The 25,262-nt window shown below is 52.4% G+C and carries 19 protein-coding genes and 1 pseudogene; 4 read left to right on the top strand and 16 right to left on the bottom strand.

Translation table 11 applies throughout. The annotated features are described in order from the left end of the window. The 16 genes and pseudogenes from FEK47_RS23430 to tnpA all read right to left on the bottom strand — a co-directional run. A partial coding sequence (locus tag FEK47_RS23430) for a phage late control D family protein (protein WP_138183401.1) occupies positions 1–1,114 on the bottom strand: 1,114 nt, incomplete at its 3' end. A gap of 4 nt (positions 1,115–1,118) precedes the next feature. Further along, positions 1,119–1,643: a type VI secretion system lipoprotein TssJ gene (gene tssJ / locus FEK47_RS23435; protein WP_135487889.1), complete on the bottom strand. Its 525-nt coding sequence runs from the start codon at positions 1,641–1,643 to the stop codon at positions 1,119–1,121. 35 nt (positions 1,644–1,678) lie between these two features. Beyond that, a complete protein-coding gene (gene tssG, locus FEK47_RS23440; protein WP_135487888.1) occupies positions 1,679–2,761 on the bottom strand; it encodes a type VI secretion system baseplate subunit TssG in 1,083 nt (360 codons plus the stop codon). Beyond that, positions 2,725–4,494, bottom strand: coding sequence for a type VI secretion system baseplate subunit TssF (gene tssF / locus FEK47_RS23445; RefSeq protein WP_135487887.1), 1,770 nt, complete (start codon positions 4,492–4,494; stop codon positions 2,725–2,727). The genes tssG and tssF overlap by 37 nt, the downstream gene beginning before the upstream one ends. A 123-nt stretch (positions 4,495–4,617) precedes the next feature. Further along, positions 4,618–7,989, bottom strand: coding sequence for an ImcF-related family protein (locus FEK47_RS23450; RefSeq protein ID WP_135487886.1), 3,372 nt, complete (start codon positions 7,987–7,989; stop codon positions 4,618–4,620). Then, a complete protein-coding gene (locus FEK47_RS23455) occupies positions 7,982–9,190 on the bottom strand; it encodes a hypothetical protein (protein ID WP_135487885.1) in 1,209 nt (402 codons plus the stop codon). Before FEK47_RS23455 ends, FEK47_RS23450 begins: the two co-directional genes overlap by 8 nt. Before the next feature lie 2 nt (positions 9,191–9,192). Next, positions 9,193–9,456 (bottom strand): PAAR domain-containing protein, encoded by a 264-nt coding sequence (locus tag FEK47_RS23460; protein ID WP_135487884.1) that lies wholly within the window; start codon positions 9,454–9,456, stop codon positions 9,193–9,195. 47 nt (positions 9,457–9,503) lie between these two features. After that, positions 9,504–10,361 carry a hypothetical protein gene (locus FEK47_RS23465; RefSeq protein WP_135487883.1) on the bottom strand — a complete coding sequence of 286 codons (858 nt, stop codon included), beginning with the start codon at positions 10,359–10,361 and terminating at the stop codon, positions 9,504–9,506. Continuing rightward, positions 10,358–13,246, bottom strand: coding sequence for a hypothetical protein (locus FEK47_RS23470; protein WP_240727908.1), 2,889 nt, complete (start codon positions 13,244–13,246; stop codon positions 10,358–10,360). The genes FEK47_RS23465 and FEK47_RS23470 overlap by 4 nt, the downstream gene beginning before the upstream one ends. A gap of 15 nt (positions 13,247–13,261) precedes the next feature. Then, on the bottom strand, positions 13,262–15,619 hold the full coding sequence (gene vgrG, locus FEK47_RS23475) for a type VI secretion system Vgr family protein (RefSeq protein ID WP_135488316.1): 2,358 nt from the start codon (positions 15,617–15,619) through the stop codon (positions 13,262–13,264). After that, entirely contained in the window at positions 15,616–15,777 is a 162-nt protein-coding gene (locus FEK47_RS25170; protein ID WP_167852321.1) for a hypothetical protein, read from the bottom strand. Before FEK47_RS25170 ends, vgrG begins: the two co-directional genes overlap by 4 nt. A 159-nt stretch (positions 15,778–15,936) precedes the next feature. Next, positions 15,937–17,601, bottom strand: coding sequence for an OmpA family protein (locus FEK47_RS23480; RefSeq protein ID WP_135487882.1), 1,665 nt, complete (start codon positions 17,599–17,601; stop codon positions 15,937–15,939). Then, positions 17,601–18,290 carry a type VI secretion system protein TssL, short form gene (tssL, locus tag FEK47_RS23485; protein WP_135488317.1) on the bottom strand — a complete coding sequence of 230 codons (690 nt, stop codon included), beginning with the start codon at positions 18,288–18,290 and terminating at the stop codon, positions 17,601–17,603. Before tssL ends, FEK47_RS23480 begins: the two co-directional genes overlap by 1 nt. Further along, on the bottom strand, positions 18,287–19,636 hold the full coding sequence (tssK, locus tag FEK47_RS23490; RefSeq protein ID WP_135487881.1) for a type VI secretion system baseplate subunit TssK: 1,350 nt from the start codon (positions 19,634–19,636) through the stop codon (positions 18,287–18,289). The genes tssL and tssK overlap by 4 nt, the downstream gene beginning before the upstream one ends. A 53-nt stretch (positions 19,637–19,689) precedes the next feature. After that, a pseudogene (locus FEK47_RS23495) lies at positions 19,690–19,956 on the bottom strand (type VI secretion system contractile sheath small subunit); the annotation flags it as partial. Between the two features lie 1,563 nt (positions 19,957–21,519). Further along, a complete protein-coding gene (tnpA, locus tag FEK47_RS23510) occupies positions 21,520–21,936 on the bottom strand; it encodes an IS200/IS605 family transposase (RefSeq protein ID WP_167854669.1) in 417 nt (138 codons plus the stop codon). 22 nt (positions 21,937–21,958) lie between these two features. Here tnpA and FEK47_RS23515 point away from each other — a divergent pair, with 22 nt between their 5' ends. The 4 genes from FEK47_RS23515 to FEK47_RS23530 form a co-directional block, all read left to right on the top strand. Beyond that, positions 21,959–23,167: an RNA-guided endonuclease TnpB family protein gene (locus tag FEK47_RS23515; protein WP_138183402.1), complete on the top strand. Its 1,209-nt coding sequence runs from the start codon at positions 21,959–21,961 to the stop codon at positions 23,165–23,167. Between the two features lie 237 nt (positions 23,168–23,404). Further along, positions 23,405–23,587, top strand: coding sequence for a hypothetical protein (locus FEK47_RS25260; protein ID WP_198430934.1), 183 nt, complete (start codon positions 23,405–23,407; stop codon positions 23,585–23,587). Further along, positions 23,584–24,831 carry a group II intron reverse transcriptase/maturase gene (gene ltrA / locus FEK47_RS23525; RefSeq protein ID WP_240727902.1) on the top strand — a complete coding sequence of 416 codons (1,248 nt, stop codon included), beginning with the start codon at positions 23,584–23,586 and terminating at the stop codon, positions 24,829–24,831. Before FEK47_RS25260 ends, ltrA begins: the two co-directional genes overlap by 4 nt. Positions 24,832–24,879: 48 nt before the next feature. Continuing rightward, a partial coding sequence (locus FEK47_RS23530) for a transposase (RefSeq protein WP_138183403.1) occupies positions 24,880–25,262 on the top strand: 383 nt, incomplete at its 3' end.

The raw sequence follows: 25,262 nt of genomic DNA on the forward strand, positions 1-25,262 counted from the left end.
TACCCGCGATGAGCGGACGCGTGATTTCTGCCGGACGGAAGCAGTAACGTTCGGTGTAAGGCAGGCCCCAGACCGACACATGCAGACGGGAATCACGGGCGCCCCGGAAGGTCACCAGCGTGAGGATGACGCCCTCTTGCAGGGCCGTAATGACATCGCCCTGCAGCTCCAGTACCTGCCCGGGTGTGAGGTGTGCCGCATTGCTGAACAGGTGAATACGGGCCGACCTGTTGAGCTCCCGCTCGTGGTGAAGTCGGGCGTAGAACGCGCCAGATTCGGTTTCCGGCTCCGGGCTGGCGTCATCACCCGCATCACGATAAGGGACTGGGTAGCGGTAATGCTCCCCGGTGGTGACCGCATCATTACGCACGCTGACCGCAGCATCCATCGGCGTGGTGGCTGTCCGGTAGTTGTAATCACGCGTGGTGACAGTGCCGGTGGCAATGTTGTGCCAGGTCCGCACATCCCAGACCGATTCTGCTGCGCCGTCGAACAACTCCGACGGCTCGCTGTAGGGCAGGTGCACATCAAACTGATAGTTAAGCTGGCTGTCGGCCAGTATGTAAGTATCCAGACCGCGCACGTCGTCCATCTCCGTGCGCCAGTAAATCCCCACCTCGGACAGAATGCGCTGGATGAACTGCAAATCCGTTTCCCGCCACTGAGTGATAATTTCACGCGGTGGGTAGGTGCGCTCCAGTCTGAATTCAAAATCGGGACCTTCCAGACCGTGTTTACGCAGCACCTGCTCAACCACCTCAGGAACGGACTGGTTCTGATAGACCGCGCACTGTCGGGTATATCCCAGGAGCGCCAGGCGCGAACTGAGCGTAAGCCGGTAGTGAGACTGGTCCTTTGAGGTGGAAAGCCATTCCAGGCGGGTCACCATGCCGTGCACACTTTTACCGCTCCGCATCCGGAAAGAGGCATATTTCATCAGCACCTCTTCCGGGGGGATATTCGCCTGAAGCGTTGTGAACTCGATGTCCCAACTGAAGGGTTCGCTCAGTGCTTCCCTGCCGTAAAAGCGCAGAACATCCGGCTTCACTGAGCTGTCAAAAATATCCAGAAAATATCGGGTCTGTCCGTCAAAAAGCGCTAACCAGTTATCCATCACGTCACTCCTTCACCGGCACGAGGCTGAGCCAGCCATCACCCAGTTCAATCGTGCGGGGGTTGTCCGGGTCCAGATCGTCACGGGTCAGCACCAGGCGCCAGCGGTTGTCCTTCTGATCCGGGCGGTTAAATAATCCCACCACCGCCACGAACTGAGCGTCTTCATCCATGGGCATATTGAGTGTCATGCTGCCTTTTGGCATCACCAGCAGCTCTTTAGACGCCAGTACGTCGTCTTTAAGTACCGTATCGGCATTGCGCAGCAGTGTCTGGTAATCGGCGGCATCAACCGCTTTACGATCCCTGAGCTGATAAACTCTCACCATCGTCGCCAGCGGTGTCTGTGCGCCATCAGCGTTAATGGCCGTGCGCGGGGTAAAATCCAGATGCAGCGTTTTGATTTTCTTGTAGAAGATGGATTTCGTGATGCTGACCGTACCGTCCGTGACAGTCTGAGTCAGACCGCAGCCAGCGAGCAGGCTACAGGCAATAAGCGTCAGCGCCCACCAACGGGTTACTGTTGCCATTCAAAAGTTCCTTTATTGAGAGTGGGAGTACGTGATTATTCGAAGCGGTAGTGCCCGTCTTTAGCGGACGGTAGCGCAGAACATTGCAACCCTTCATAGCAGCCCAGACTGACGGTCAGACTCCCCCGACTATTGCTGAGCTTGCCTGCTTTCAGGCCCAGCAAGCCGGTGCGGCCCAGCTGGATACGTCTGCCTTTGCCAAGGCGTGGCTCAGGCAGCAATCGTACGGGGACGGTGAGGCGCAGTCGGGCGTCACTGCGGTAGCCGAGATAAACGCGCAGCAGGACCAGTAAATCGGTATGGATAAAACCACCAGGTAACCACCCTTCGGCTTCCTCCGGATCTTCTGTCTCCAGCGTCACCAGTACCCGACTGCATGCTTCCTTTGCCGTTTTACCCAGCGTGGCTCGCTGAGAAAGACAGATGCGGTTCCCGGTACCCAACCCGCTACGGTTATCGATATGGACCTTAACCGGATCGGGCTCGGTGATAATTGCCTGGGTATTCGGTGCCAGCAGGCTCACCAGGGCCCGAATGCCTTCTGCATTGCGGGTGGGTAATCGCATGGTACCCAGCAAGGCCAGAAAGCGTGAAACCGGCGTTGCCACCTGTTCAGCGGTGCCCGGTATACCAAGGCCGACCAGCCCCAGCAGACACTGAGATGTGGCATCGCGGCCACCTGCCTCGAAGGTGGCCGGCCAGGCGTATTTCCGCCAGATCCGATAATACTGGGTGGTGATGCGGTGGCTGAAAATATCCAGAAACGAGGTAACTGCCTCGTGCCCTTCGCGGCGCTGCGCAATGTCGTCCAGCCAGGACGTCGGCAGAGGGGAGTCCACGCCATATATCCCCAAAAATGTCGTACGGACCGTTGGGGGTAATGCCGGGTGGTCTTCGTCAGTCTCCACCGCTTTGAGGGTACTGACCGGGAAACCCATACCAGGCCAGGGCCTGAAGCGGACCGGATCGTTGGCTGGATGGCTGGAGGCGCCCAGTTTCGGCGCGTCCGGATTTTCCTGCTCCAGCAGCTGGCAGAAACGATAAAAATTGGCCCGCCAGATATCTTTGCTCAGGACTAGTGTTAGCCCGGTACGTACTGGCTGTGATTCTCGTGCCATCTCAGTCGTTTTCCTGTCGGTTGCAGCACCAGCGTGAGCTGGTTGAAGAGGTGAATATCAGCATAGCGCGCGAAGAACCGGTGCAGCATTTCGCCGAAGAGATTCACATCCCCCTCGCCTGCAAAATTATCCATGTTTAGCGTGACCTCTATGTCTACGCCCCGGAGCATAAAGCCCTTCTCAAAACGGCGGATCAGGGTGTGCTTCACGGCGACGATAGCTTCAAGCCGACGTCGGTTCATTTCATCATCGGTCCAGTCGTACAGCGCCAGCGTTCCCCGCAGGACCTCCGGATTGTCCATCATGCTGAGGAAGTTTGAGCCGAGGTGGCTCATCACACGCCAGTGAAAACGGTCGTTGGCGGGCGGGTACAGCGGTATCGTCGGTGCGGTGACGTTCAGTACCCTGACGGGCACTTTGCCGGTTTTTGCCACCCTGTCCAGGAGCGTACTTTCCAGCGCTGTGCGCGGAAGCTGCCCGTTGGTACCGGTTATTCGCATCGAAAGGGATTCTGGTTTATCGGACAGCTGCTCCAGCTCGAACGAACGCCCCCCGAGAATCAACCAGGTGTCATACAGGCCAGAGGGGCCGCGTCTCACGCGGGTGTGGTAATAACGTTCAGGGGCATCGTGGCGCATCATTCCTCCCCGGTGCCGGAAGCTGGTGAATGGTACATAGGGATGTTTGCCATTCTTTACCGCGCCATGGATATTATCGACGCTGTAAATCTCGGTGTGACCATCCTGAAGACGCAACGGCCTGAGCAGGTATTCGTTATCCAGCGGGTTAAGCGTCAGCGGATCGGCTTCCAGAGTGAAGAGGTTGATGACCGGTGCACAGTGCAGCCGGAAGTTTTCCGTTTCAAAAGGCAGATCGGATGACCAGGCTTCACTGAGCACGATGTCGATTTCAAACCAGGAGCTGGCTTCAGTGAGCCCGATGGTGTCGAGGCCACGCAGTTCAACAAACATAAATTTCGGACGGAAGCTAAAATACTCCAGCAGCAGCTGGTAACCACTGAAGGCAATATCGGCTTTCTTCCACAGGCCGTCATTGTCGTCAAAGCCCATGGGTTTGCACCAGCCATCAAACTGATGACGTTCGGTGTATATCCCTGAATGGCGGGCGTACATGGCGTGAACGCGACGGGTCAATGCCAGGTGGAGTGCTGAACTGATCGGACTCTCTGCGTCGAGGAATATGGCGATTTTGTCGATCCCGGCTTTGCTCCAGTCCACTTTTTCAGGGCATTCGAAGCGCAAACGGATAGCAGAGCGGCCATCAGTTTCAGTATGAAGGTGGGCATCCGCAAGATGCAGTGGTTGCAGAGGAACATCGCGAGTTGTCCGGTACTGGCAGGCGGTTTTATGCGGCCCGACAGGGCGTGATTGTACGGAGAAACCTTCGGCAAGAAGTTCAGCCTGACGAAGGCCACGCCAGTCAGGAGAGAATTCGACGATGGCCAGCGACGGGATGGTTCGCATATAGTGTGGCCACAGCAGACTCACCAGCCCTTCGGTCAGTTCCGGCAGGTCATCATCCAGCTTCTGACGCAAACGGCCCATCAGGAAGGCAAAACCTTCAAACAGGCGCTCTACATAAGGATCGCGGGCGCCGGGTTTATCCAGATTAAGCATCGCTGCCCGATCCGGATGGGCACGGGCGAACTCTTTGCCCGCCTCACGCAGATAGCGCATCTCAGCTTCATAATAACGAAGGGTTAAATCATCCATGCATGGCATTCCTGAAAATTATTAAAGAGAATATTAGCCACAGAGCACCATGGCGCGGGCCGGGGCAATGGCGTATCCATCTCAGGCATCAAACGGGCTTTATCAGATTCACTGTGTTCATATTTACTCAACGCCTTCAGTGCCAGCGGCAACGTTAAAAATGGACGCTGGCAGCGTAAATCCCTGTAGCTTCAGTAAGGCAAGCGGACCGTCGCCCAACTCGCTGCGTATGATGAACTTCAGAGGATTGCCATCGGCGGTGATCCACACCAGTTGTGTACGGCTGGCATCGAGTGGAGTGATCAGGGCTTTGTCCAGCAGGCGAATGAAGCCCCAGTTACCCTGGTTACTGGCGAAGAGTTGCATACCGCTGTTTACACTACGCCAGATGAGCGACACACCTGGATAGTAAGTATTCCCCGGCCAGGTGAAGCTTTGCCAGCTTTCCATCTGATTGAAGTAATCCAGGTTCTGCTCATCGAGGGTAAGCTGCACTCTGGCAACATCCCGTGAAGGACGCGCCATCAGTTCGAAGTGAACACTCGCATCGCCCTGAGAGAACATGATATCTGACAGTTCCGCCAGCTGATTAATCGCCCGGAGAAAATCCGGACTCACAACCATCCCCTGACTTGCGGAAGGATCAACGACCCAGCGATTCCCTTCATGGCGGAGGATCCCGCCGAGATTAGTTTTCAGGAAGGTAGTGATTCGACCCGAGTCGCTACGCAGGAACTGAGCCAGTAGCGGCAGGGAGGCATCGCTGCCAGTGGCTTTAAACGGGTACCGTCCCGCAAAGGCCTTATTCCACTGATCGACAATGGTTGTCTGCCAGCGGACATTGAGGCTACCCGCTGCCGGGGCAATTACCTGCCGCCAGGCCAGATCAAGCGGTTGCACAAATAACGACTGGCCAAATCCACTCCACCCCTGCCCCAGACTCGCCGCAACCAGACTGCCGTAGTCGCGGGTATCGGTCAGGTCGATGGCCTTGCCCTGGAATACTGTCTGGGCCAGCATCTGCGACATAGCCTGCGGATCCGGGGCGCTGGTGACTTGCTGAAGCTTCAGCCGCACCTGAGTTACGCGGGCCAGCCAGGACTGGAAACTGAGGTTACCGTTGGCACCGGTACCCTCTTTACCTTCCATAAGCCCCATCAGCGGTCCAAACACGCCATCAAGCGGACCTTTAGGGCCCTGTGCCTGTTCAATAAACTGCCTGGCATTTTTTTTCTGACCGATCAGCTTTTTCGCTGAGTCCACTATCGAATCAGCCAGAGCTTCACCTTTCTGCCCCGTTTTCCCCTGCCAGGCCAGCGTGTTCATCAGTGCCACTAGCGGGGACTGTCGGACATCACCGATCAGACTGAGCTGGGCAATCGCCTCAGACAGTGACGTGGCTTCCTGCCACTGTATGCTGTTGACCATGTTGAGCCAGGCGTTACCAAAGTCGGTGAAATAGCGTTCAGTCAGGCGGGCTTTCAGCGCCTCCGGGGAGATATCGCTCCCTGTCTGATGTGTCTTGTCCGACAGTACCCAGTCAATTTCATCGCGGCGGGTTTTCACGACCTCGTCAATCGCATCCTGTACCTGCTCTTCCCAGGCCTGACGCGTAAACATTCCCGGGACGACTTCGTCAGTGCTGAATACTGTTGAGGCATCGGTGTCACTGGTCATATCCGCAAGCGTTAAATCAGGCCAGTTGCTGGCCACGCGCTTAAGCATCTCCTGATATAACCCGGACTCAGCGTTCCGCTGGCCTATTTGCTTAAGCAGAATTTGACGGACCGTGCTGATTAATTCAGTGTCAGGCTTAATTTTCCATTCCGGATGAGCCGGAAGGTTTTGCGCATAAAAACCCAGCAGTTTCGGTGCGATGTTCTGCCATGTGCCAGCCGGCACATTCTGGCGTTTCGGTAAGGCTTTCAGCGCGTTTTTTGCCAGCCAGCCGGCGTCCGCTTTGTCCGGACGCGCCAGCATCAGATAACTTTTGAGTATGTCATATGTATGCTGTGTGCCCTGCGTACGGGCATCACTGGCAGGAGGGAGTTGCACAAAGGCATTCAGCTGCTGCCTGAGACTGTCTGCTGTAGCATCCCTCATCAGCTGTGCGTTATTTTTCGCATACAGGGGCCAGAGTGCAGCCAGCGTATCGCTGTCCTGATTAAGACCAAAGCGGGTGTACCACGGCGTGCCGGTCGTCTCACGATGTTGCAGACGGGCAATGGCCTGCTGGAGTACGAGCTGATTGTGCAGACGTTCAGCCAGTGGTTTTGCAGTATCCGCTGCCTGTCTTGCCGTTTCCTGCGCCTGATAAATCTGAGTACGGTTAACGATCAGAGACAGCAGTGTAGCGGCCCCCCACAGGACAATCAGAGAAAGCAGAATTAACCGCATCATCTTCAGCCAGTCGAAGCCCAGCTTCCTGCCGCTGACGGCATCACAGTCATCAATGACGGCTTTCCAGGTCAGTGTGTCGGGGCGTGTGTTTGGGACCGAGCCGACAACGGCCACTTCAGGACTGAACATGACCCCTCGTAAACGAAAGGCCGCAGATCCCTGCATCAGCCCGCCGAGCAAAACATCCAGACTGGCTTTCAGCTCCTGCCGCAGTCGGAGGGATAACTGAAGCAGGCCGCAATCAGCCGGATTATTCAGTATCTGTGCCATACCTGCTTTTTGCAGATGCAGTGCCAGTGTAGAAAATCCTTCACCCGCCCCTTTCACGGTGCCATCAGGCCCGAATATGACCCCTGTCGCAGCAGTTTCCGCGCCCTGCTGAGCATCGGTGGCGTTGTCAGTCAGCCACAGCCAGACAGGCACCTGCCAGCCCAACTGATGGTCGGCTTTCTGACGGTAACGCAGGAGGGCATCCCGTTCGCCATCCGTCGGGAGAGCTGAAATACTCATCACCTGAATGATGCCATCAACCGGTTGCCCGGATCGCAGGTGCTTCAGTTTTGAAAGGAAGATCTCATCCGGGAGTGACTGCGCGTCACCGCCATAAATCAGCACATTGCCGTCGCCTTCCTGCCAGAGGTCATTACACAGGCCCGGGGCAGCTTTGTGAACGTCGTCCCGGTTGCCCATCACCAGAAGGAGTCGCACTTTACGCTTCCAGCGACGTCCATAGCGAAAGCGCAGGTATTCGGCTACGGCGTCTTCGCTGAAGACCGGTTCATCATCGTCTTCTTCACCGGGAATGGTGTTCATTACCGGAGTGTCGCTCTCAGCCTTTATCCGTCCCCACTGGAAATACAACCCAGATTTACCGGCGAAGTCGAAAGCCTTCTCTGTCAGCCAGCCGAGTAAAAACATCGCAGCAACCAGTATGGCGCAGAATGTGAGTATCCGTTGGCCGTCATACGGTCCGAAGCCGGTGGCCGAAGCTACGTTTTCCGGAAAGGCATAAAACAAAAATGCCACGATGGCTGTCAGGAAAAAGGCGACAGTTACAACGGAGCCGATGAGTGTTTTTACTTTTACCTTAGACATTCTTGGGCGATTCCTTGCGAACTTCTTCTTTGGTGATGACGGCGATCCAGACGTCGTCTTTGTCAGCGGTGGGTTGGGCGGCGATAACCTGTGGGCCATTATCTCTGCATGCCACTGATGCAAGAATAATAGCAAGCCAGGGGGCGGCGCGGCTGGCATATCCCAGAACGGAATCAATTCCATGATTGTCTTTTGACAGACTGAATGTCACCCCATTATCTTCACAAGCCATATTCCATCCACTTCCGCCTGAAAGGACTGGACCTGTATACCAGGCCGTTTTTAGTGCCTCAGAGGCTGTTGCGGCCCATAACAGTGCCCTGTCCAGCGTTTTTACAAGCTGGGCTTCCTTACCCTTTTCTGGGCGATGAAGGCATACTGCATCCGGATAGCCAGCAGCCTTACGGTTGCTGAACACCATAAGAGTAATGGCATCGGCGTCACCTTCATCAGGTTGCGCGGGCAATGAAAACGTCACCTCTGCAAGAATGCCTGGTGTGTTCCAGCACTGGTCCAGCCAGGCATCAAATCCCGCCAGACCTTTGCCTGCAAGGAGTCTGAAGACCCTCCCGGTTCTGGTCGTGAGTTCATTTCTGAAGTGCTCCTCCAGTCTGGGGCGGATATCGTCGTCACAGTCCAGCATCAGGCAGCAAGAAATATCCTGCGAAAGGGTGTCGGTAATTTTTTGTACATGGGCGACGAGTGTTGACGTGACAGAGATGAGTTCTGTATCCAGAGCTGTCTGAAAACTGGGTAAGGCTGCATACCTGACAGCAGATTTGGAACCACGTGGCGTTGAGGTCTCTGAAGCTGGAACAGTATGATTAACTGCTTTAACCAGTGCAGCGGGACTATTTCCTGAAAAGTGTTGAACGTAGGTATCGAGTATCCAGCCACAGCGCTGACCACGACAAGTTTCGCTATCAATAAGCGCTTCGCGCTCCACATTCCTGGACTCAGCCCCCACCTGCTCTACTTTGTATGCAAACCTGCGCAGGGAGAAAAGAAGCCCCCAGAGACAGAAAGGCAATCCCAGCGCAGTAAACCAGAAAATAAAGCCAGTGCGTTCTGCCGTCCAGTTCCAGAGCTGTAACGCAATTCCTCCTGACATGACAAATGCCAGGAACAGCAGCCATCGGCGGGTATCAGGTCGTGGAACCTTCGCCGCCTTTTCAGGGATAGCATCCAGCAGGACTGGCATACTCAGGCAACCTTTGCAGGAGCAAAAGAACTGATCAATGTACAGCCACAACCACATTTATGGCCGTGAAAGGCGACCGGGATCCCGTTATCAAGATAATCAGGATTACCTTCGATGATGGTTGTCGGACCATGTAGAGGTATCGGGCAGAAAACCATATCACCTTTACGTGCCACGCCAATCCCACCAAATATCATGGTGCCAGAACAGGTCATAACTGAACCGCCGTGAGTGGTTTTGTCGCCTTTTCGAATAATTTGCAACATTTTTATCTCCATTAATTTATTGTTTACAGGGCGGAATAAATTAATATTTATTGTTCAAGCATCTCAGCCTTGACCCAAGAAATAAGAGGTGAACCTTTTTTATTGATATATCCAATATTCACCCATTCATTATCTGGAGATATCTGAATAATCCTTACCTTATCTCCGGGAACAAGGTAAGCACTGGTTTTGCTATTGTCATTTGGCAAGCTAAATAAATTTGACTTGGTTTTTACTGTTGATTTTTCGGTAATGCCGCTCAGGTATCCAGAAATATATTCTAAAACAACCCTTTTCATTTTTTTGTTTTCTTTTGCCATTCTTTGATATGCATTTATATTTTCCTTAGATGGAGAGTCACACCGAAGCATATTAGCCACCTCTCTTTCATCTATTCCAGAAAAATCATCTATTGTTTTGTTGATCATCGGGCGCATTGACTGGAAGTCAAATTTATCTGCATTTACATCACCTGAACTGGCTAATACATCTTTATTACCCACCCAACTATAACCACACGCCTCACCATCCCAGTCACTAACAATGCAACCATTGGTCATGTCCACGACACTACAATAAGCCTTATCGGTATATTTTTTTTCACCATCACCGAACTCTACATACCCTCCAGAAACACTCGTTACGATAAGATATTTTCCAGATGGCGATGGTTTTGATGAACCATTTTCTATATAATATCTGTCGCTGCGACTGAGATCTGCCGAATATGCATTGCGAGAAAAAACGATTTTCCCCCATGAATTATTATCATAGTGCTCCCCTTTTTTCTCCTGAGAAAAAATTAAGCGCCCGCCTTCTGGAGATTTAATTTCTATATCAGCATAACTTATATTCGTAGTAAAAATAGCCAAAAAAATAATACTTAAAAAGTAAGTTCTTGTCATAACTTTGCCTTTAATGAATTAAACCGAGCAGAAGAATTTGTCATTCTTCTTGTTAATTTATATTCATCCAGTAGTTTGTTTTCATTTGTTCCGCTCTCAACGCCCCATGTTTGTGGGTCTAAGCTTATAGCAGGATTATTGGCGTGGAAGTTTTCGATTGCTTTTTGAAAATCAGGAACAACATAAGCAGGACGATTTACTGAATGATCTAATACTACTGCCCTACCCAAATTACTCTTGACGAAATCCTTTATTTTTTTGCCATCAGAAGTTACGGTGTTTTCTTCGACTGCGTGGAGTCTTTCTATAAAATCTAAAACTTGAATATCTAAATACTCAGGTAGTTTCAGAATCTTGACCAACGCAGCCAGAGGTTTGTTATGTACGATTGTTCCGAAATTACTTTCGAAACATCCTCTCCTTAGTACAACCTTTAATTCTGAAGATGTTATTTTGTTCCCCTGAGTTAAAATATTATCGCTGTAATAAATAATAGCAGAAGTTCCTGTTCCCTCTACAGACCAGCCACAACTCACAGAATATTTTTCATACAAATCAGGGTGACTATCTCTAAATTTCGCTAATTGGGTTGATAGCTCACCTTTTCCCTCTCGCCCAGGTTCATTTTTCACGGTTTTCTGCATCGCTCCCGCTGTAATGACTTCACTATCATATGAATGCACTGCATCCAAATTCCCTTCATTCTCAGACATAGCAATCAGTATTGTTTTTTCATCAGCCGTAATTCTATTTTCAACAATGAGAACATCCCAGCGGCTATAGCTATTTAAAGAGACACTCCCCCAATAGACCGGACCGTATTGACTACCATATCTAGTAACTTTAAATTTATCAGCATAGAGTTCTTCGCAATCACATTTCGCGCCTCTAAACATGTTCATAAATGTAGTCGGATGCATATGCCAGGGCTCTGCCCCCAGTGCCACACCTTTTTCACACACCGCCTTCATCCACGTCATTTTATCCAGAAATGCTTCCAGATACGTTTTCCATAACGGTGCATCCCCGGTTAATGTATCCAGATAGTTTTTCCACAACGGGTCATCCTTACCGTAGTACCATTCACTGGCGTGTTTCGCAATTACACGGTATAAGCGATCGCGGTAAGAGATATTATGGACCGCCTGAAGATACTCCTGCTCCGAGTAATACCCGTCCTGGTTACTGTCTATCATCTCCAGCAGTTGCTGGTAGTTATATTTGTTCAGGGCATGAGTGGTACGCCTTTCATCCTGTGCCGCTTTATACAACTGCTCCAGAATCCCCTTCACCACGTTATCCGGTTGTTTTACCCCATCAATCAGGTCAAAGCTCACTGGTGCTTTATTCAGCGTCACAAACCCCAGTTCGCCTAACGCATACTGCGATACCTTTTTTACACTGGCAGCAGGTAACCAGCCACCTTCCGGGCGTATCTGATAAAACGCAGCATCCTGGTTACTGGTCAGTGTATTCCCCCTGGCATCAACGGCAGGGACTTTTGCCAGCGTCAGAATCCCCGGGGCCCTTGTTTTTCGACTTCCCGCAACCATACTCCGCTCACCTTTATCAAATAAGGGTGCGTTGGTTTGCCAGGTCAGATAAACCGGTGCATCTTCTCCTGCATTTCCGGAATTGGTGATGAAATTTTCCATATCATCCATGCTCAGGCACTCTATATGCACCTGGTAACGCGAGCGTTTGCCGTTTTCTTCCGGTAGCTGATAAAAACCCATATGCCCAAGACTGTCTCCGGCATTGACCGGTACAGGCGCTGAAGGCACATACACATCATTAAAAACGGATCCACTACCGGATGCTGCTGGTGCAACCGGCGTCAGACTGTCGCCGTCTGATACTACCCAAACCCGGTCGTCCTTTTTCAACTTATCCTTATCCCGGCCCAGAGTGACCAGACTGAATGTTCTTGCTGCATCGCCTGGATCCTTACCCGGACGGATGATCTGCTGTGCGGTATTACCGGGCTCGTATGAAAGCGGGAAATCGGCTGTCAGTCTGCCTGCCTTTTTATCGTGCAGCACATCGTCACTGCTCAGATAGTATGCCCAGTCTGTACGCGAAGTGCAGTTCACCACGCCTTCTGACTCATTAGTGTAAGCAGGAGTACATTTTTCCCACCAGGACGGAACTGGCGCTGATTTAACAGCCTTCAGAGCCCCCCTGTCTGATACCGTCCAGACTTTTGTTTCCGCTGCAAGCGTGTCTCCCGCTGCATTTTTCGTCTCTCTGATAATGGTCACTTCGGTAAACTGACGCAGGTCGCTGGTGCGGGTCACAATAGCGTCACTCAACGTGACTACCGTGTCTTTATTCAGTTTTCCGGCTGCGCGGCATGTCTGCACATCTTCCGCACTGGTGTAATAGCGCTGGACGCCTGCCACTTTTCTGTCCGCCTGGCTACCCTGTTGTTCATAAGCAGCATAGGGCGCCAGATTCATGTACAGCGTAAAAAACGTCAGTCCACTTTCTGCGTTATCAGCCGGCTGGATATAATGTTTCACCAGCACAAAAGAGGTCGAAATGAACAACTTTTCACCTCGCCATTCAATCGCGGCACTCTCGTAATCCTTGCATACCCGCCAGGCAACGATTTCACCATCGGCCATACAACGAATAAATTGCTCCCCTTTATAAAGCTCACGACAATATTCATTCTCAGCTTCACTGTCAGTACTCAGGGCGCACCAGGGAATGGTGGCATCAGTAATATGAATACCGCCATGCCACATTCCTTGGCTTCCCACCAGATACAGTCCTGATCTTTCCCCTCCGATCATCGATAACAACGCTTCCACAGAGGAAAAGGCATGGCCATTTTTGTTTGACGGTACGGGGTAACTGATTTTGGGTAACTTTGCTGTCATAAATCCCCTTCCATGCTATTCACTGCTCCATTTGGCGGAATTTTTAGCCGTGACCGTAACGTCTGTCATTTTAAAGTCCGGTGTTTCCAGTGGCAGGCTGCTGCCATTTCCGGGCACCAGATAGCTCGCTACCTTCATCACCATATTCCCTTTGGAGCCATGCTCAATCCCGTTCTTACTCAGTCTCAGGTAAGACCCGCCACCGTTCAGCGTAAGCGTTTCCGGGGTGCTGATAATAATTTCGTCTTTACTACTGGTCACCGTCAGCTGTTTTTCAGAAAACAGGGCCATCGTGTTGTGCTGAGCCTGAATCTCGATGTCTCCCTGGTTGGCAACCAGCTTCGCCCCGTCTTTATGCACAAACAGACCCAGGGCTTTTTCCACCGTAACCGACAGATTTTTCATCGCACCGATATCAAGATGTTGACCGGCATTGATCATGGTATTGCGGGTACTGCTGAGCTGAAGATGTTCACCTGAGGTAAACGCCACCCCCTGCGGAGCGCTACCCAGCAGGACCGCAGACTGGAGGTCCCTGATTTTGTCGGTCACAAAACTAATCTGGGTATTGATGTCAGAGACCAGGGCTCCGGCGGCTTCAGCGGCGCTGTTCAGCGCCTGCATCTGGCTGTTGGCCTGGTTAATCTGACTTATCACAGGGGCCATTTCCAGTACCGGTCCTTGGGCTTTGGCCTGGGCATCAGCCGTCAGGAACAGCCCTTTTGCCGCACGTACAGCACCATGCTCATCCGTTCGCAGTTCGAAACCGGCTCCGCGATTTTCACGCTGGCTGTTGACCAGGTGTCCCATGTTCAGCTGTGTTTTGCCATATTCCGTCGCGAGCTTGATATGCTCTTCCTGGCGCTTATCCTCCATCCGCAGCTTATTGTTCGCCGGCGTGCGCCAGACGTTCCGCGTATGATTGTCACTGGTGACAGGGTCCGGATGTTCTGAGTCGTGCAGGGCATAGGCGATGTAGGGACGATCTGGGTCTCCGCCGTCAAATACGACGGCCACTTCCGTTCCGTCGATAAGCGGTGAGTGGAAGCCGTACGTATCACCGGCATAGGGCCTGGCCAGCCGCAGCCACAAACAGGCATAACCCTGTTCAGTACTGTTGCGGTCAAAGTCCAGTTTTACCCGGTAGCGCCCGTCCGGGTCGAGCCAGGAACAGGTGTCACCTTTCTGTGTGCTTTCCACCCGGGCCGGAAGCGAGCCGGATATCACCGGGCGATTGAGCAGCGCCGGACGATAACAGACGGTTTCGCTATACGGGATGCCTTCAAAGGTCAGCGTAAAGCTACTTTTGCGTGAGCCGCTGGTGCGCACCGTGGTGATGACAATGCCTTCTTTCACGGTGTCGGGAAGCGCTCCGTCAGTTTCCAGTACCTGACCCGGAGCCAGATGAGGGCTGGAGGAATGCCCGCTGACGCGATACTGCGCGTTCAGAATGCGTTCATGATGCAGGCGTGCGAAGTATGCCCCGGTCTCCGGGCTTTCAGCGTCACCTGCTGTCAGGAAAGGTTCAGCATAATGGTACGTTTCTCCGGTGGTGATCCCTTCTTTGCTGAAAATGCTCTCGATACTGTCCTGAGGTTGTAGCGCTTCACGGTAGTTGTAGTCCCGGGTGGCCACACTTCCGCTCACCACGTTATATGCGGTCTGAATATCCCAGATGCTCTCCTGCCCGTTGTCTCTCATCCCGGCCTGGTTGCGTAACGGTAGCGTGACACCAAATTCATACTGCTGCTGGCTGTCCTGGAAAATCACCACGTCCTGTTCAAGACGGCTGTCCATTTCATAGCGCCAGTAAATGCCCACTTCTGCCAGCAGACGCTGGATAAACTCAAGGTCTGTTTCCCGCCACTGGGTGATGAGCTCCCGGGAGGGGTATTCGCGGGAGAGCCGGAACTCAAAATCAGGCCCTTCCAGACCGTGTTTACGCAGTACCTGTTCAACCACTTCAGTGACTGACTGATTGAGGTAGATCTCGCTCCCTTTCGTATAGCCCAGAAGGGCAATACGGGGAACGATCGTCAGCGCGTAATGGGTCTCATCATTCGAGGTAGACACGCGGCGAAACGACTCAACTACGCCAAATACCGTCCTGACCGGCAGGGCCGGAGTTCCGTCAAACACGGGGGTCTGGAAAGTGAATGAAGCGGGCTTCAGCAGTAACGAGTCACAAGCAATATCCGCAGAAGAGCAGGTGACCGCCACATTATAGCGCCAGGGCTGGCTGAGTGATTCAACGGCGTTGTAACGTAACACATCCAGGAAATGGTCGCATTCATGCACTTCAACCTGGTACCGTGATTGCCCTAAAAGCTGATGTACCAGGCTGGTAGCCTTGTTGGAGAGGGAACTGCTCATGACGGCTCTCCTTCTGCCTGCTCCAGCAGTTTCAGCAGCCAGTGCTCAGGCGTGATTTCTGTATGCGCATGGGACTGACATAAAAAAGCCGCCCCCTCCAGTACTCTGGTGCAATAAGGGGTAAGTCGTCGTAGCAGGACTGCTGAATGATGTTCCATGTCGTTCCCTCTTGTTCAGGCACGCTACCGCCCCTGGCCGTCAACCGATGCCCATAAGGTTCATGCCGATAAATTGTGAGACTGCTCTGCAAAGCGTCCGTCTGACAGGCGCTGTGCGGAGTAAAAAAAGCGGACAGAAAGGATCTGCCCGCCAGAGTCTTAGTCACGTACATCCTGTGACGCGTGTTGTGCGCCTGGCTGACGACAGGCGTCAACCTGCGGTACCAGACTGATCTCGACACGGCGGTTATGCGCACGGCCATCAGGCGTGTCGTTTGATGCAACCGGTCGGCTGTCACCGTAACCCTGCACGTCAATGCAACTTTCCGGTACGTCCCAGGTATCACGCATCCAGTTACGAACGGCTTCCGCTCGTTGTAAAGACAGGGTCTGGTTGAGCTGAACGCTGCCGGTATTGTCTGTGTGGCCACTGACCACGATGAGCCAGCCTGGTCTGGCTTTGACCCCCGCCAGTGCATTGACGAGTATTTTGGTAGAGCCGTCTTTGAGTGCCGATTTGCCGGAATCAAACAGCGACATGCCGTCGAGACGAACAATTTTCGGTACTGGTTTTTGGTTAGGTACTGGTTTATGTATTGGTGGAGTCCAGGTATCGATAGCCTGTTGCACGGCCAGCCACAGGCGTAGCCCCGGGTAATAGCCCAGGCTGTAACGCAAAGGCTCTCCCTGACGCTGCCAGCGTTCAAGCAGGAGCGCATCCAGCTTCAGGGCGACCAGTGCTTCTGCTTTAGGGCGATAGTGGTTCATCGGGATTGCATTCCAGCGCTGCAAATCGGTGCTCACCTGACAGATCAGGTCACGGTTATTGAGCGCAGAAATACCCAATGCGGTCAGAGCACACACCCACATCAGCAGGACCAGGCGACGGGTACGGTGCCCCCCCTGCACCGGTGATGCAAAAGGTGCCAGCAGCGGCAGAACTGCATCCGGAAATAAACTTACCGGATCTGTCTGCCCAGGCTTTCGGGAAAACTGCAAACAGGTGCGGGAATATAGCCAGTCGGCCCAGACTGACTGGGGTTCGGGAAGGACGGTACCGAGGCGGAGTGCCACGGAAAACGCTCGTTCAGGAGGGGTTAATCGATCAGGTTTCTCAAGTTCATCAGTCAGGATTTTACGGATAAATGAAAATGCCTGACTGATCGTGGGTAGCGCCGTAATATTGTCATTAGCCTGCTGCCAGTCGATGAAAGCCTGCGGCGAATCATTTACCGGACATACAATCGGCTTGTCACCACGAACGATTATCCACGGAGTCTCAGGTCCGGAGAATTCGGCACTCACCACAACCGGTAGTGTGAAACCCGTCAGAGTTTTGATTTGTTTACTCTGCTGGCGGAGCGTCTTTAATGTGGAGCGCAGAACCGCTTCATCCTGATGATGGTCTGGCAGGCAACGGTACATAACCGAAAGCTGACCGACCTGGCGTGGGAACTGCGTCTGTATGCTGCGGACAACATCCGTTAACCGGCTGACGTCATCGGCCCGGAGCCACCAACCCTGAGCTGTTTTACGCAGAGGCCCCCCCTGAAACAGCGCACCCAGCCCGTCACCGCATACCAGTACAACGGGGCCCTGGGTGTCGAGTAGTGGCAGGTCAGCAGCTGAAACGGAGGTGTCGGATACCGACTGCTCCCGGCGGTAGTTCTTAAAAACATACCAGCCTGCCAGCAGGAGGATCAGCACCGTGGTCAGGCCTTTAAACACGTTCCCTGTTGGGATGAAATACCAGAGCAACCACAGCAATGTGGCAACAGCTGCAAAGGTGTGCAGGGCAACCGGAATAATGACTGATCTACGCATTAGTTACGTAGCTCCGGTATTTGTGCTGACAAGAGTGCCTGGAGCCACAGATGACCGCCCCACCAGATAACACCGGTAAGGATGATGGCAAGCGCTATCCAGAACCAGACTGAACGCATCAGACTCCAGCGATGTTTCCCCATCCGGTAAACAATCAGAGACAGGCCTGCATCAGGCGGAGAGCATCGCTCAGACAGGGCTTTGACGACTTCATCCCGCTGCGACTGACTGACCGCCTTCAGTCCGTACACCCCCTGAAAACCCAGTGCAATTACCCGGTGATAACACGTCAAAACGGCCGGGTTCGGTGAGGGCTGACGCAGGACCTCTGCAATGCTATCCCACAGAGCCTCACCTGCTCGAAGTGATCCGAAAAATCGTGCCTGAAGCGGGACTTTACGCCATGCCACCTGGCCCTCATCAACTTTCGGCTCTTCTCCTTCCTCGCACTTTTCAGGCTTACGGCTCATCACCGCCTCGTCCAGCAAGGCACATTGTGCGTAGGAAATATGCCCGATACTGGCCTCGTCATAACCGGCACGCCCCAGCGCTTCCCGCACACTTTCAACCTGTTTAACGCACTTGTCGTAAAGCGCACTACCATTGAGCGTGACGGCGCCTTTCTTCAGCATGGTGACGGTGAGCCAGGTCTCTGTCATCAGCTGGTCGATATCGATATCCTGTTTCATGAGCGCAATACCGCAAACAGTTCAAGTTCCAGTGCACCAAGCATTTCAGGCACATAGAACATACACACGCCCTGCGCCTGCATTTCATGCGCAGCGGGGCTTTCCATATCAAGCGCGAAGTACTGGTTTTCCATGCGTACAGGCAAAGCTGCCGGGACCCTGCTGACAGGGATCAGAGGGATCCCCTTGAGTGCAACACCATAGATCTCATTGACGTCATCAGGTGAACCCGCCTGACAAAGTGCCGGGAATTTATCGGCAACCTGCCAGGCCGGTATGTCTGAGCGAACAGAGAGGTAGAGGTCCGCCTCTTCGCGCAGACGAATATCGTGAAGGTTTGCTTTCCAGGTTTGGCCGTCCGGACGGGACATTTCCAGAACAATGACCCTGGATGGCAGACTTGCCTCAAGTAACCCCGAGATCAGGTCAAACAGCGGAGGAAACGTATTGGCGGGTTCCTCGTGGTCATATCCCGGAATGGCGTCGAGATCATGGTCCAGGGAAAAGGTCAGCATGCTTCCTGCCAGGCGTGCAAGCTCTGCCCACACCTGTTCAGGCGGACGGGAAGGAAAACGTTCGTATTCCGTCAGCACCCTGGCGTGGGAATTTAGCGCATTCAGCAACCAGAAAAGGGAAACGTCGGCGACGGCAAAATCGGCAAGTCTCTCGTTGCTCTCACGACGCATTGTCATCAAACGCTGGCGTCGGGAACGTAACTGGCGATTTAGCAGCACCAGACGTTCGCGAAGAACCGGGCTTGCCGAAAATGACGCAACGGGAGGAATGAAAGACGGGTCCAGTAGCCACGCATTATGTCCGTCCCGGATTAGCCTTGCTACAGGGCAGACTTTCCAGGAATCATTACTTTCATGGGCAAACCGGATGGAGAAATTGAACCGGGCAACTGCCATTGATTCTTCTTCAGGCCCAAATGCATCCGGCAACGTCACCCATTCTTCTCGATAGCGAAGCGGTCGATCCGGGAAGATGCCTTCCTGCTCAACGTTGGCAACGCCCGGCTGCATATGAGGCAGTGCGATAACGACAGTTACCGCATCAAGACCTGCCAGCTGACTGGCATCTAACTCACGTGGCGCCGGAGGCAGATCGCTTCTTTGCGCATCAATCAGCGTTCCATCTTCCAGCCAGAGACGTAACTGCGTAATCTGGATCAGACCCGATGAAAGAAGACTGTCGTTAAACTCAATCTTTTCCACACCCCAGGGGAATGCAGATGCCAGTGCGGTTGCACCGGCGCTGCGAAAAGACTCCCATTCTGCCTGCTGCTGGAACTGCTGAGGGGACAGTAAAGCCCCCTCGTTCCACAATGGACGATAAATTTTCATCTCTGCGCCCACCTTATGCTTTTGCTTTCGGCATCTGAGATACCAGTGACAGATTGACGTCCATACCCTCTCAGGGTGTTAGCAACATCAATACTGACCTCTGGGTTAAGCTCGGATAGAACGCTATTAACGTTGTGTTTTGAAATAGTTAACTTGCTGCGTTCAGAAAGCGGGAGAGTTTCTTTACCGTTGCTGAAATTTCCCACCGCGAGAAGTTTTAAGGGCAACTCTACTTTCTTTTGGGCAGAACCCGTGTGCAGGTCGAGCTGGATGTTGACGCGTGCTTTTGGCACTTCATTCTGGAAGCTGGAATCTGCCATATCATTCCCTTTGTTGGGCAGTGGTGATAGTTACCACGAGGTATCTTTACAAAGCGATGATAGAGCGTTTTGCTAAAAAATATCAACTTAGCAGATCAAAAATCTATGATTGGAATTTTATAAAGAATTTTAATCTGATATGTAACAGGGCGCATCTCTAAGTATTGGGGTAAAGGTTTTTTTGTTCACTGCTTATGTCGTCATTTACAGGGGGATTAACTATAAGTAGGTGCCTTGGTGGTTGAATGTTTCATATGTGACCTTTTATTGATTAAGATCAGTGCAATGAGTGTGATGACTGTCTGGTGCGGATGCGTGCCTTTGCACTGATAAGTCACTGTAACAGTTACATTTTTTGTTACATGGCGTTGTGATAAAAATCCGAAAGCGGACTTATAGGAAAACATTGTAAGTAATGGAGGGTATTTCGTTTTAAAAACTATCTGATTTGTATGACATTGAATAAGTTACGGGTTATGTGGCAGGTTTCAGCATCAAAATCGTTGTTTCTCAACCGGTCGTTTACGAAACCGCGCCCGTGGTTACTGGGCGCGGAAAAATCCAGGTTTCCGGTGAAAAAAAACTATACGGCATTTCTTAGGGGGTCTTGACTCAATCGGATAACCTAAATGCGATGACCACTGACTTTAAATCAGGCCATTACAAATCAGGAGTGGTTAAATAATGCGCTTAACGTACAAAATTTTCCATTTCCCAAACCGACCCCACATACGGCTCGCGAGTCCTGCGGACAGTGTCTGTTATGATGATGGATGCAGGGCTACCTGCGGCAAACTCCGATTCAGCCATGAAGCACACTATACCGGGTGCGCACTTTCACTGGATCCACTACACAGGGTACAGCTTTCACTTCAGTATCATCACGTTATCAGAGCCGATCATCATTCACGATACACTGTACCAGGTAAAGTTTCCTAACCGTGCCGTCATGCTATCAGGTATGGTGGCAATAACGTGATCCACTATACCGGGTGAGGATCACATTCTTGGCTAAAATACACACAAGACACCCAGAAAAGGCAGAAGAAAATGGACTGCATCGGGGTAATGGGGCTGATGCCACCCGGTGTAGTGGAGATACACTATACCAGGTAAATCAAAGCGAGAGGAGAAGGATATCCACTATACCGGGTAACACAGGCAACTACGTTATCAGGCATCGATCATGGCTTCATGTTTCTCTTCAGAATATTCAGCACGTAATCGACGTTTTCTTTGTCTATGGAGTATTCCAGAAAATCGCTCTCTTTAAGCTGGCCCAGTGCCTTTTTAACCGTGGCATTCTGGTTTCCAAGGTGTGAGGACAGTTGCAACCGTTCACGCTCGACGAGATTGCAGAGGCTCGGCGCTATATGGAGGCCAATGGTCAGGTAGGCAAAATAGTTATGGTCGTAGAGTAATTCTTACCGCAGTATTTTATTAATGATTTTGCTATAGCCTGGAAAATATCCAGCTTTTTTATTATCCAGTGCGCCTTATATCCCCGTCCAGGTTTATGGGGTCAGTTCATTCAGGGCGGGGATATAAGGCGCGGTTTTTCACCTAACCAGGTGTTTGCTGTTGTTCAATGTATTGGCGGATGATGGATATTGGTGCACCACCGCAGCTACTGGCAAAATAGCTGGGGCTCCACAAAACGCCTTTGTAGTAATACCTGACTGCAATATCTGGTCGATCTCGCCGCAGTAATCTACCCGATACGCCTTTGAGGCTGTTTACCAGACTGGATATCGCCAGTTTGGGAGGATAGGTAATTAACAAATGGACGTGATCTGGTTCTCCATCCATTTCAACCAGTTCAGCTTCAAAATCAGCACATACATTTGAAAAGTAAGTGCGTAGTTTTTCTGTCGCGTCATAGTCAAAAATCTGACGTCGGTATTTAGTAACGAAGATCAGGTGAACATGCTTCAGGAAAACACAATGCCTTCCGCGTCGGATATCGGTTTCTTTTTTCATGGGCCAAAGTATGATTTGGCCCATGAAACGACTACAAGCATTCAAATTCCAGTTAAGACCCGGTGGTCAACAGGAGCGTGAAATGAGGTGCTTCGCAGGCGCATGTCGTTTCGTTTTCAATCGTGCTCTGGCGCTTCAGAATGAGAATCATGAGGCCGGTAATAAATACATCCCTTACGCGAAAATGGCTTCCTGGTTGGTTGAGTGGAAAAATGCCACTGAAACACAATGGCTTAAAGATGCCCCATCACAGCCATTGCAACAGTCACTGAAAGACCTTGAGCGGGCTTACAAAAACTTCTTCCAGAAGCGGGCTGCTTTTCCCCGATTCAAAAAGCGGGGACAGAATGATGCATTCCGCTACCCGCAGGGCGTTAAGCTCGATCAGGAAAACAGCCGTATTTTTCTGCCGAAGCTTGGCTGGATGCGCTACCGGAACAGTCGTCAGGTCACGGGTGTTGTAAAAAATGTCACAGTCAGCCAGTCCTGCGGTAAGTGGTACATCAGTATTCAGACTGAAAGTGAAGTATCCACTCCTGTTCACCCTTCAGTATCAATGGTCGGACTGGATGCTGGCGTGGCTAAACTTGCCACGCTGTCAGATGGCACAGTCTTTGAGCCTGTAAACAGTTTCCAGAAAAACCAGAAAAAGCTGGCGAGACTTCAGCGACAGTTAAGCCGCAAGGTCAAACTCAGCAACAACTGGCAGAAGCAGAAACACAAAATACAGTGTCTGCATTCCCGTATCACAAATATCCGCAGGGACTACCTTCACAAAGTCACAACGACAATCAGCAAAAACCACGCAATGATAGTCATTGAGGATTTGAAGGTCAGCAACATGTCAAAGTCAGCAGCGGGTACGATCAGCCAGCCGGGGCGCAATGTCCGGGCAAAATCAGGTTTAAACCGTTCGATACTGGATCAGGGCTGGTATGAAATGCGCCGCCAGCTTGAGTACAAGCAGCTCTGGCGTGGCGGTCAGATACTGGCTGTTCCGCCAGCGTACACAAGCCAGCGTTGCGCGTGCTGTGGTCATAAAGCGAAAGAAAATCGCCCGTCACAAAGTAAATTCGAGTGTCAGGCATGTGGATATACAGGGAACGCCGATGTAAATGGCGCTCGTAACATTTTAGCGGCGGGGCGCGCCGTTCTTGCCTGTGGAGGGATGGTGCAGTCAGGCCGCCCGTTGAAGCAGGAACCCACCGAAATGATTCAGGCGACAGGCTGAACGTAGCAGGGATCCTCGTCATTCAGGGCGTGGAGGATGTGTGCGCCCAGCATGGGCGCGATCTTGGAGGTGAAAGTCCTCCCGCGAGCTGACCACAGCGAGCGAAAGGAAGTGCAACTGCGTGAGGGCGACCGGGCGTGGGGAGGAAGCACGGAATGAACCCGTGAGCCGATGAACAAGAATCGGATATGAGGCGCGATGGAGCAAGGCGAGCAGGCACATCACTGCGAAGCTTTCGTGGTCAAGTCGAAGTCGCGTAGATCCGGCGGTTGTGCGGGGAAGGATCGCGTTCTTACCTGGGGAGATCTCGCCTCATGCCTGAAAGGGCAACGTCGTAAGACGGAGCGAGAAGTCAGCAGAGGCCGTAGTAGTCAGGACTCCGACGAAGGGCCGAACGAGAAGGAAAGCCAGAAGATATGACTCTTGACAGGACATTGCGTCAGAAGCCGGGGAAGCCCGGGCGCATCGTGGGCAGCGAGGGTGAAGCCCGCGCGGTCTCGTCGCGTGACGAAGCACTGTCGGCGAGCTATGACCCGGAAGGCTTGGGGCGAGCGGACCTGCTTCAACAGGTGCTCTCGCGCGAGAACATGGTCGAGGCGTGGAAACGCGTCAAGGCCAACAAGGGAAGTGCAGGTGCTGATGGATTGACCATCGAGCAGACTGTTGAACACCTCAAGACTCGCTGGCCATACATTCGGGAAGCGCTTCTCAACGGGACATATCGGCCTCAGCCTGTGCGTCGCGTGGAGATTCCGAAACCGACTGGTGGCACTCGGGAATTGGGCATTCCGACAGTTACTGATAGGCTCATTCAGCAAGCGTTGCTACAAGTCCTGCAACCGTTGATCGACCCGACATTCTCGGAGTTCAGCTATGGCTTCCGGCCGGGCCGGAGCGCGCACGACGCAGTGCTACAAGCACAGCGGTACGCGCAGGATGGATTCCGGGTGGTAGTTGATGTTGACCTTGAGAAATTCTTTGATCGGGTCAACCACGACATTCTGATGGACCGACTTGCCAGGCGAATCGCCGACAAAACCGTGCTACGGCTGATTCGGCGCTACCTGCAAGCTGGGATCATGGCGGATGGTGTGGTAATGGCGCGTGACGAGGGGACGCCGCAAGGCGGTCCACTGTCTCCGCTGTTGGCCAATGTGTTGTTGGACGAAGTAGATCGGGCGCTGCAACAGCGCGGTCATCGCTTCGCCCGGTACGCCGACGACTGCAACGTGTACGTTTGCAGTCAGAAGGCGGGCGAACGAGTACTGCGTTGGATGCGCAAGATGTATGAGCAGTTGCATCTGCGCGTGAACGAGAAGAAAACCGAAGTGGGTCCGGTATTCGGGCGTAAGTTCCTCGGCTATTGCCTTCGGCGCTGGTCAGGAAACACCGTCAAGATTGCTGTTGCTCCGAAGGCGCTCGACACGTTCAAACGGCGTATCCGGCTCATCACCAGACGCGTTGGAGGCCAGGGCATGGCCCAGATTGCCGAACAGATGCGGATATACCTTCGAGGCTGGAAGTCCTACTTCCGGCTGGCACAAACCCCGAAGATATTCAAAGATCTGGATTCGTGGATACGTCACCGACTCCGGGCTATCCAGCTGAAGCACTGGCGCACGGGAACGACTGTCTATAATGAGCCTGTACATAGATTTGTGTAATTGCCTGATTTTGATATGTTCAATTCAACATCAAATGAAGGTTAAATTATGGACGACAAACAATTGCAGGCTCTGGCTAACGAACTGGCCAAAAATCTCAAAACCCCTGAAGATCTCAGTCAGTTCGATCTCTTGCTCAAGAAAATCAGTGTTGAGGCTGCTCTCAACGCTGAACTGACTCACCATCTGGGACATGAAAAAAATCAGTCCAAATCGGGAACCAACTCCCGTAATGGCTATTCCACGAAAACCGTCACCACTACCGACGGGCCGATGGAATTACGTACTCCACGTGATCGCGATGGTTCCTTCGAACCACAACTGGTGAAGAAAAATCAGACCCGCATTACCGGCATGGACAACCAGATCCTGGCGCTGTATGCCAGAGGGATGACTACCCGCGAAATTACCTCAGCCTTCAAAGAAATGTA

The sequence above is a fragment of the Escherichia sp. E3659 genome, from assembly GCF_005781135.1.
Lineage (GTDB): Bacteria > Pseudomonadota > Gammaproteobacteria > Enterobacterales > Enterobacteriaceae > Escherichia.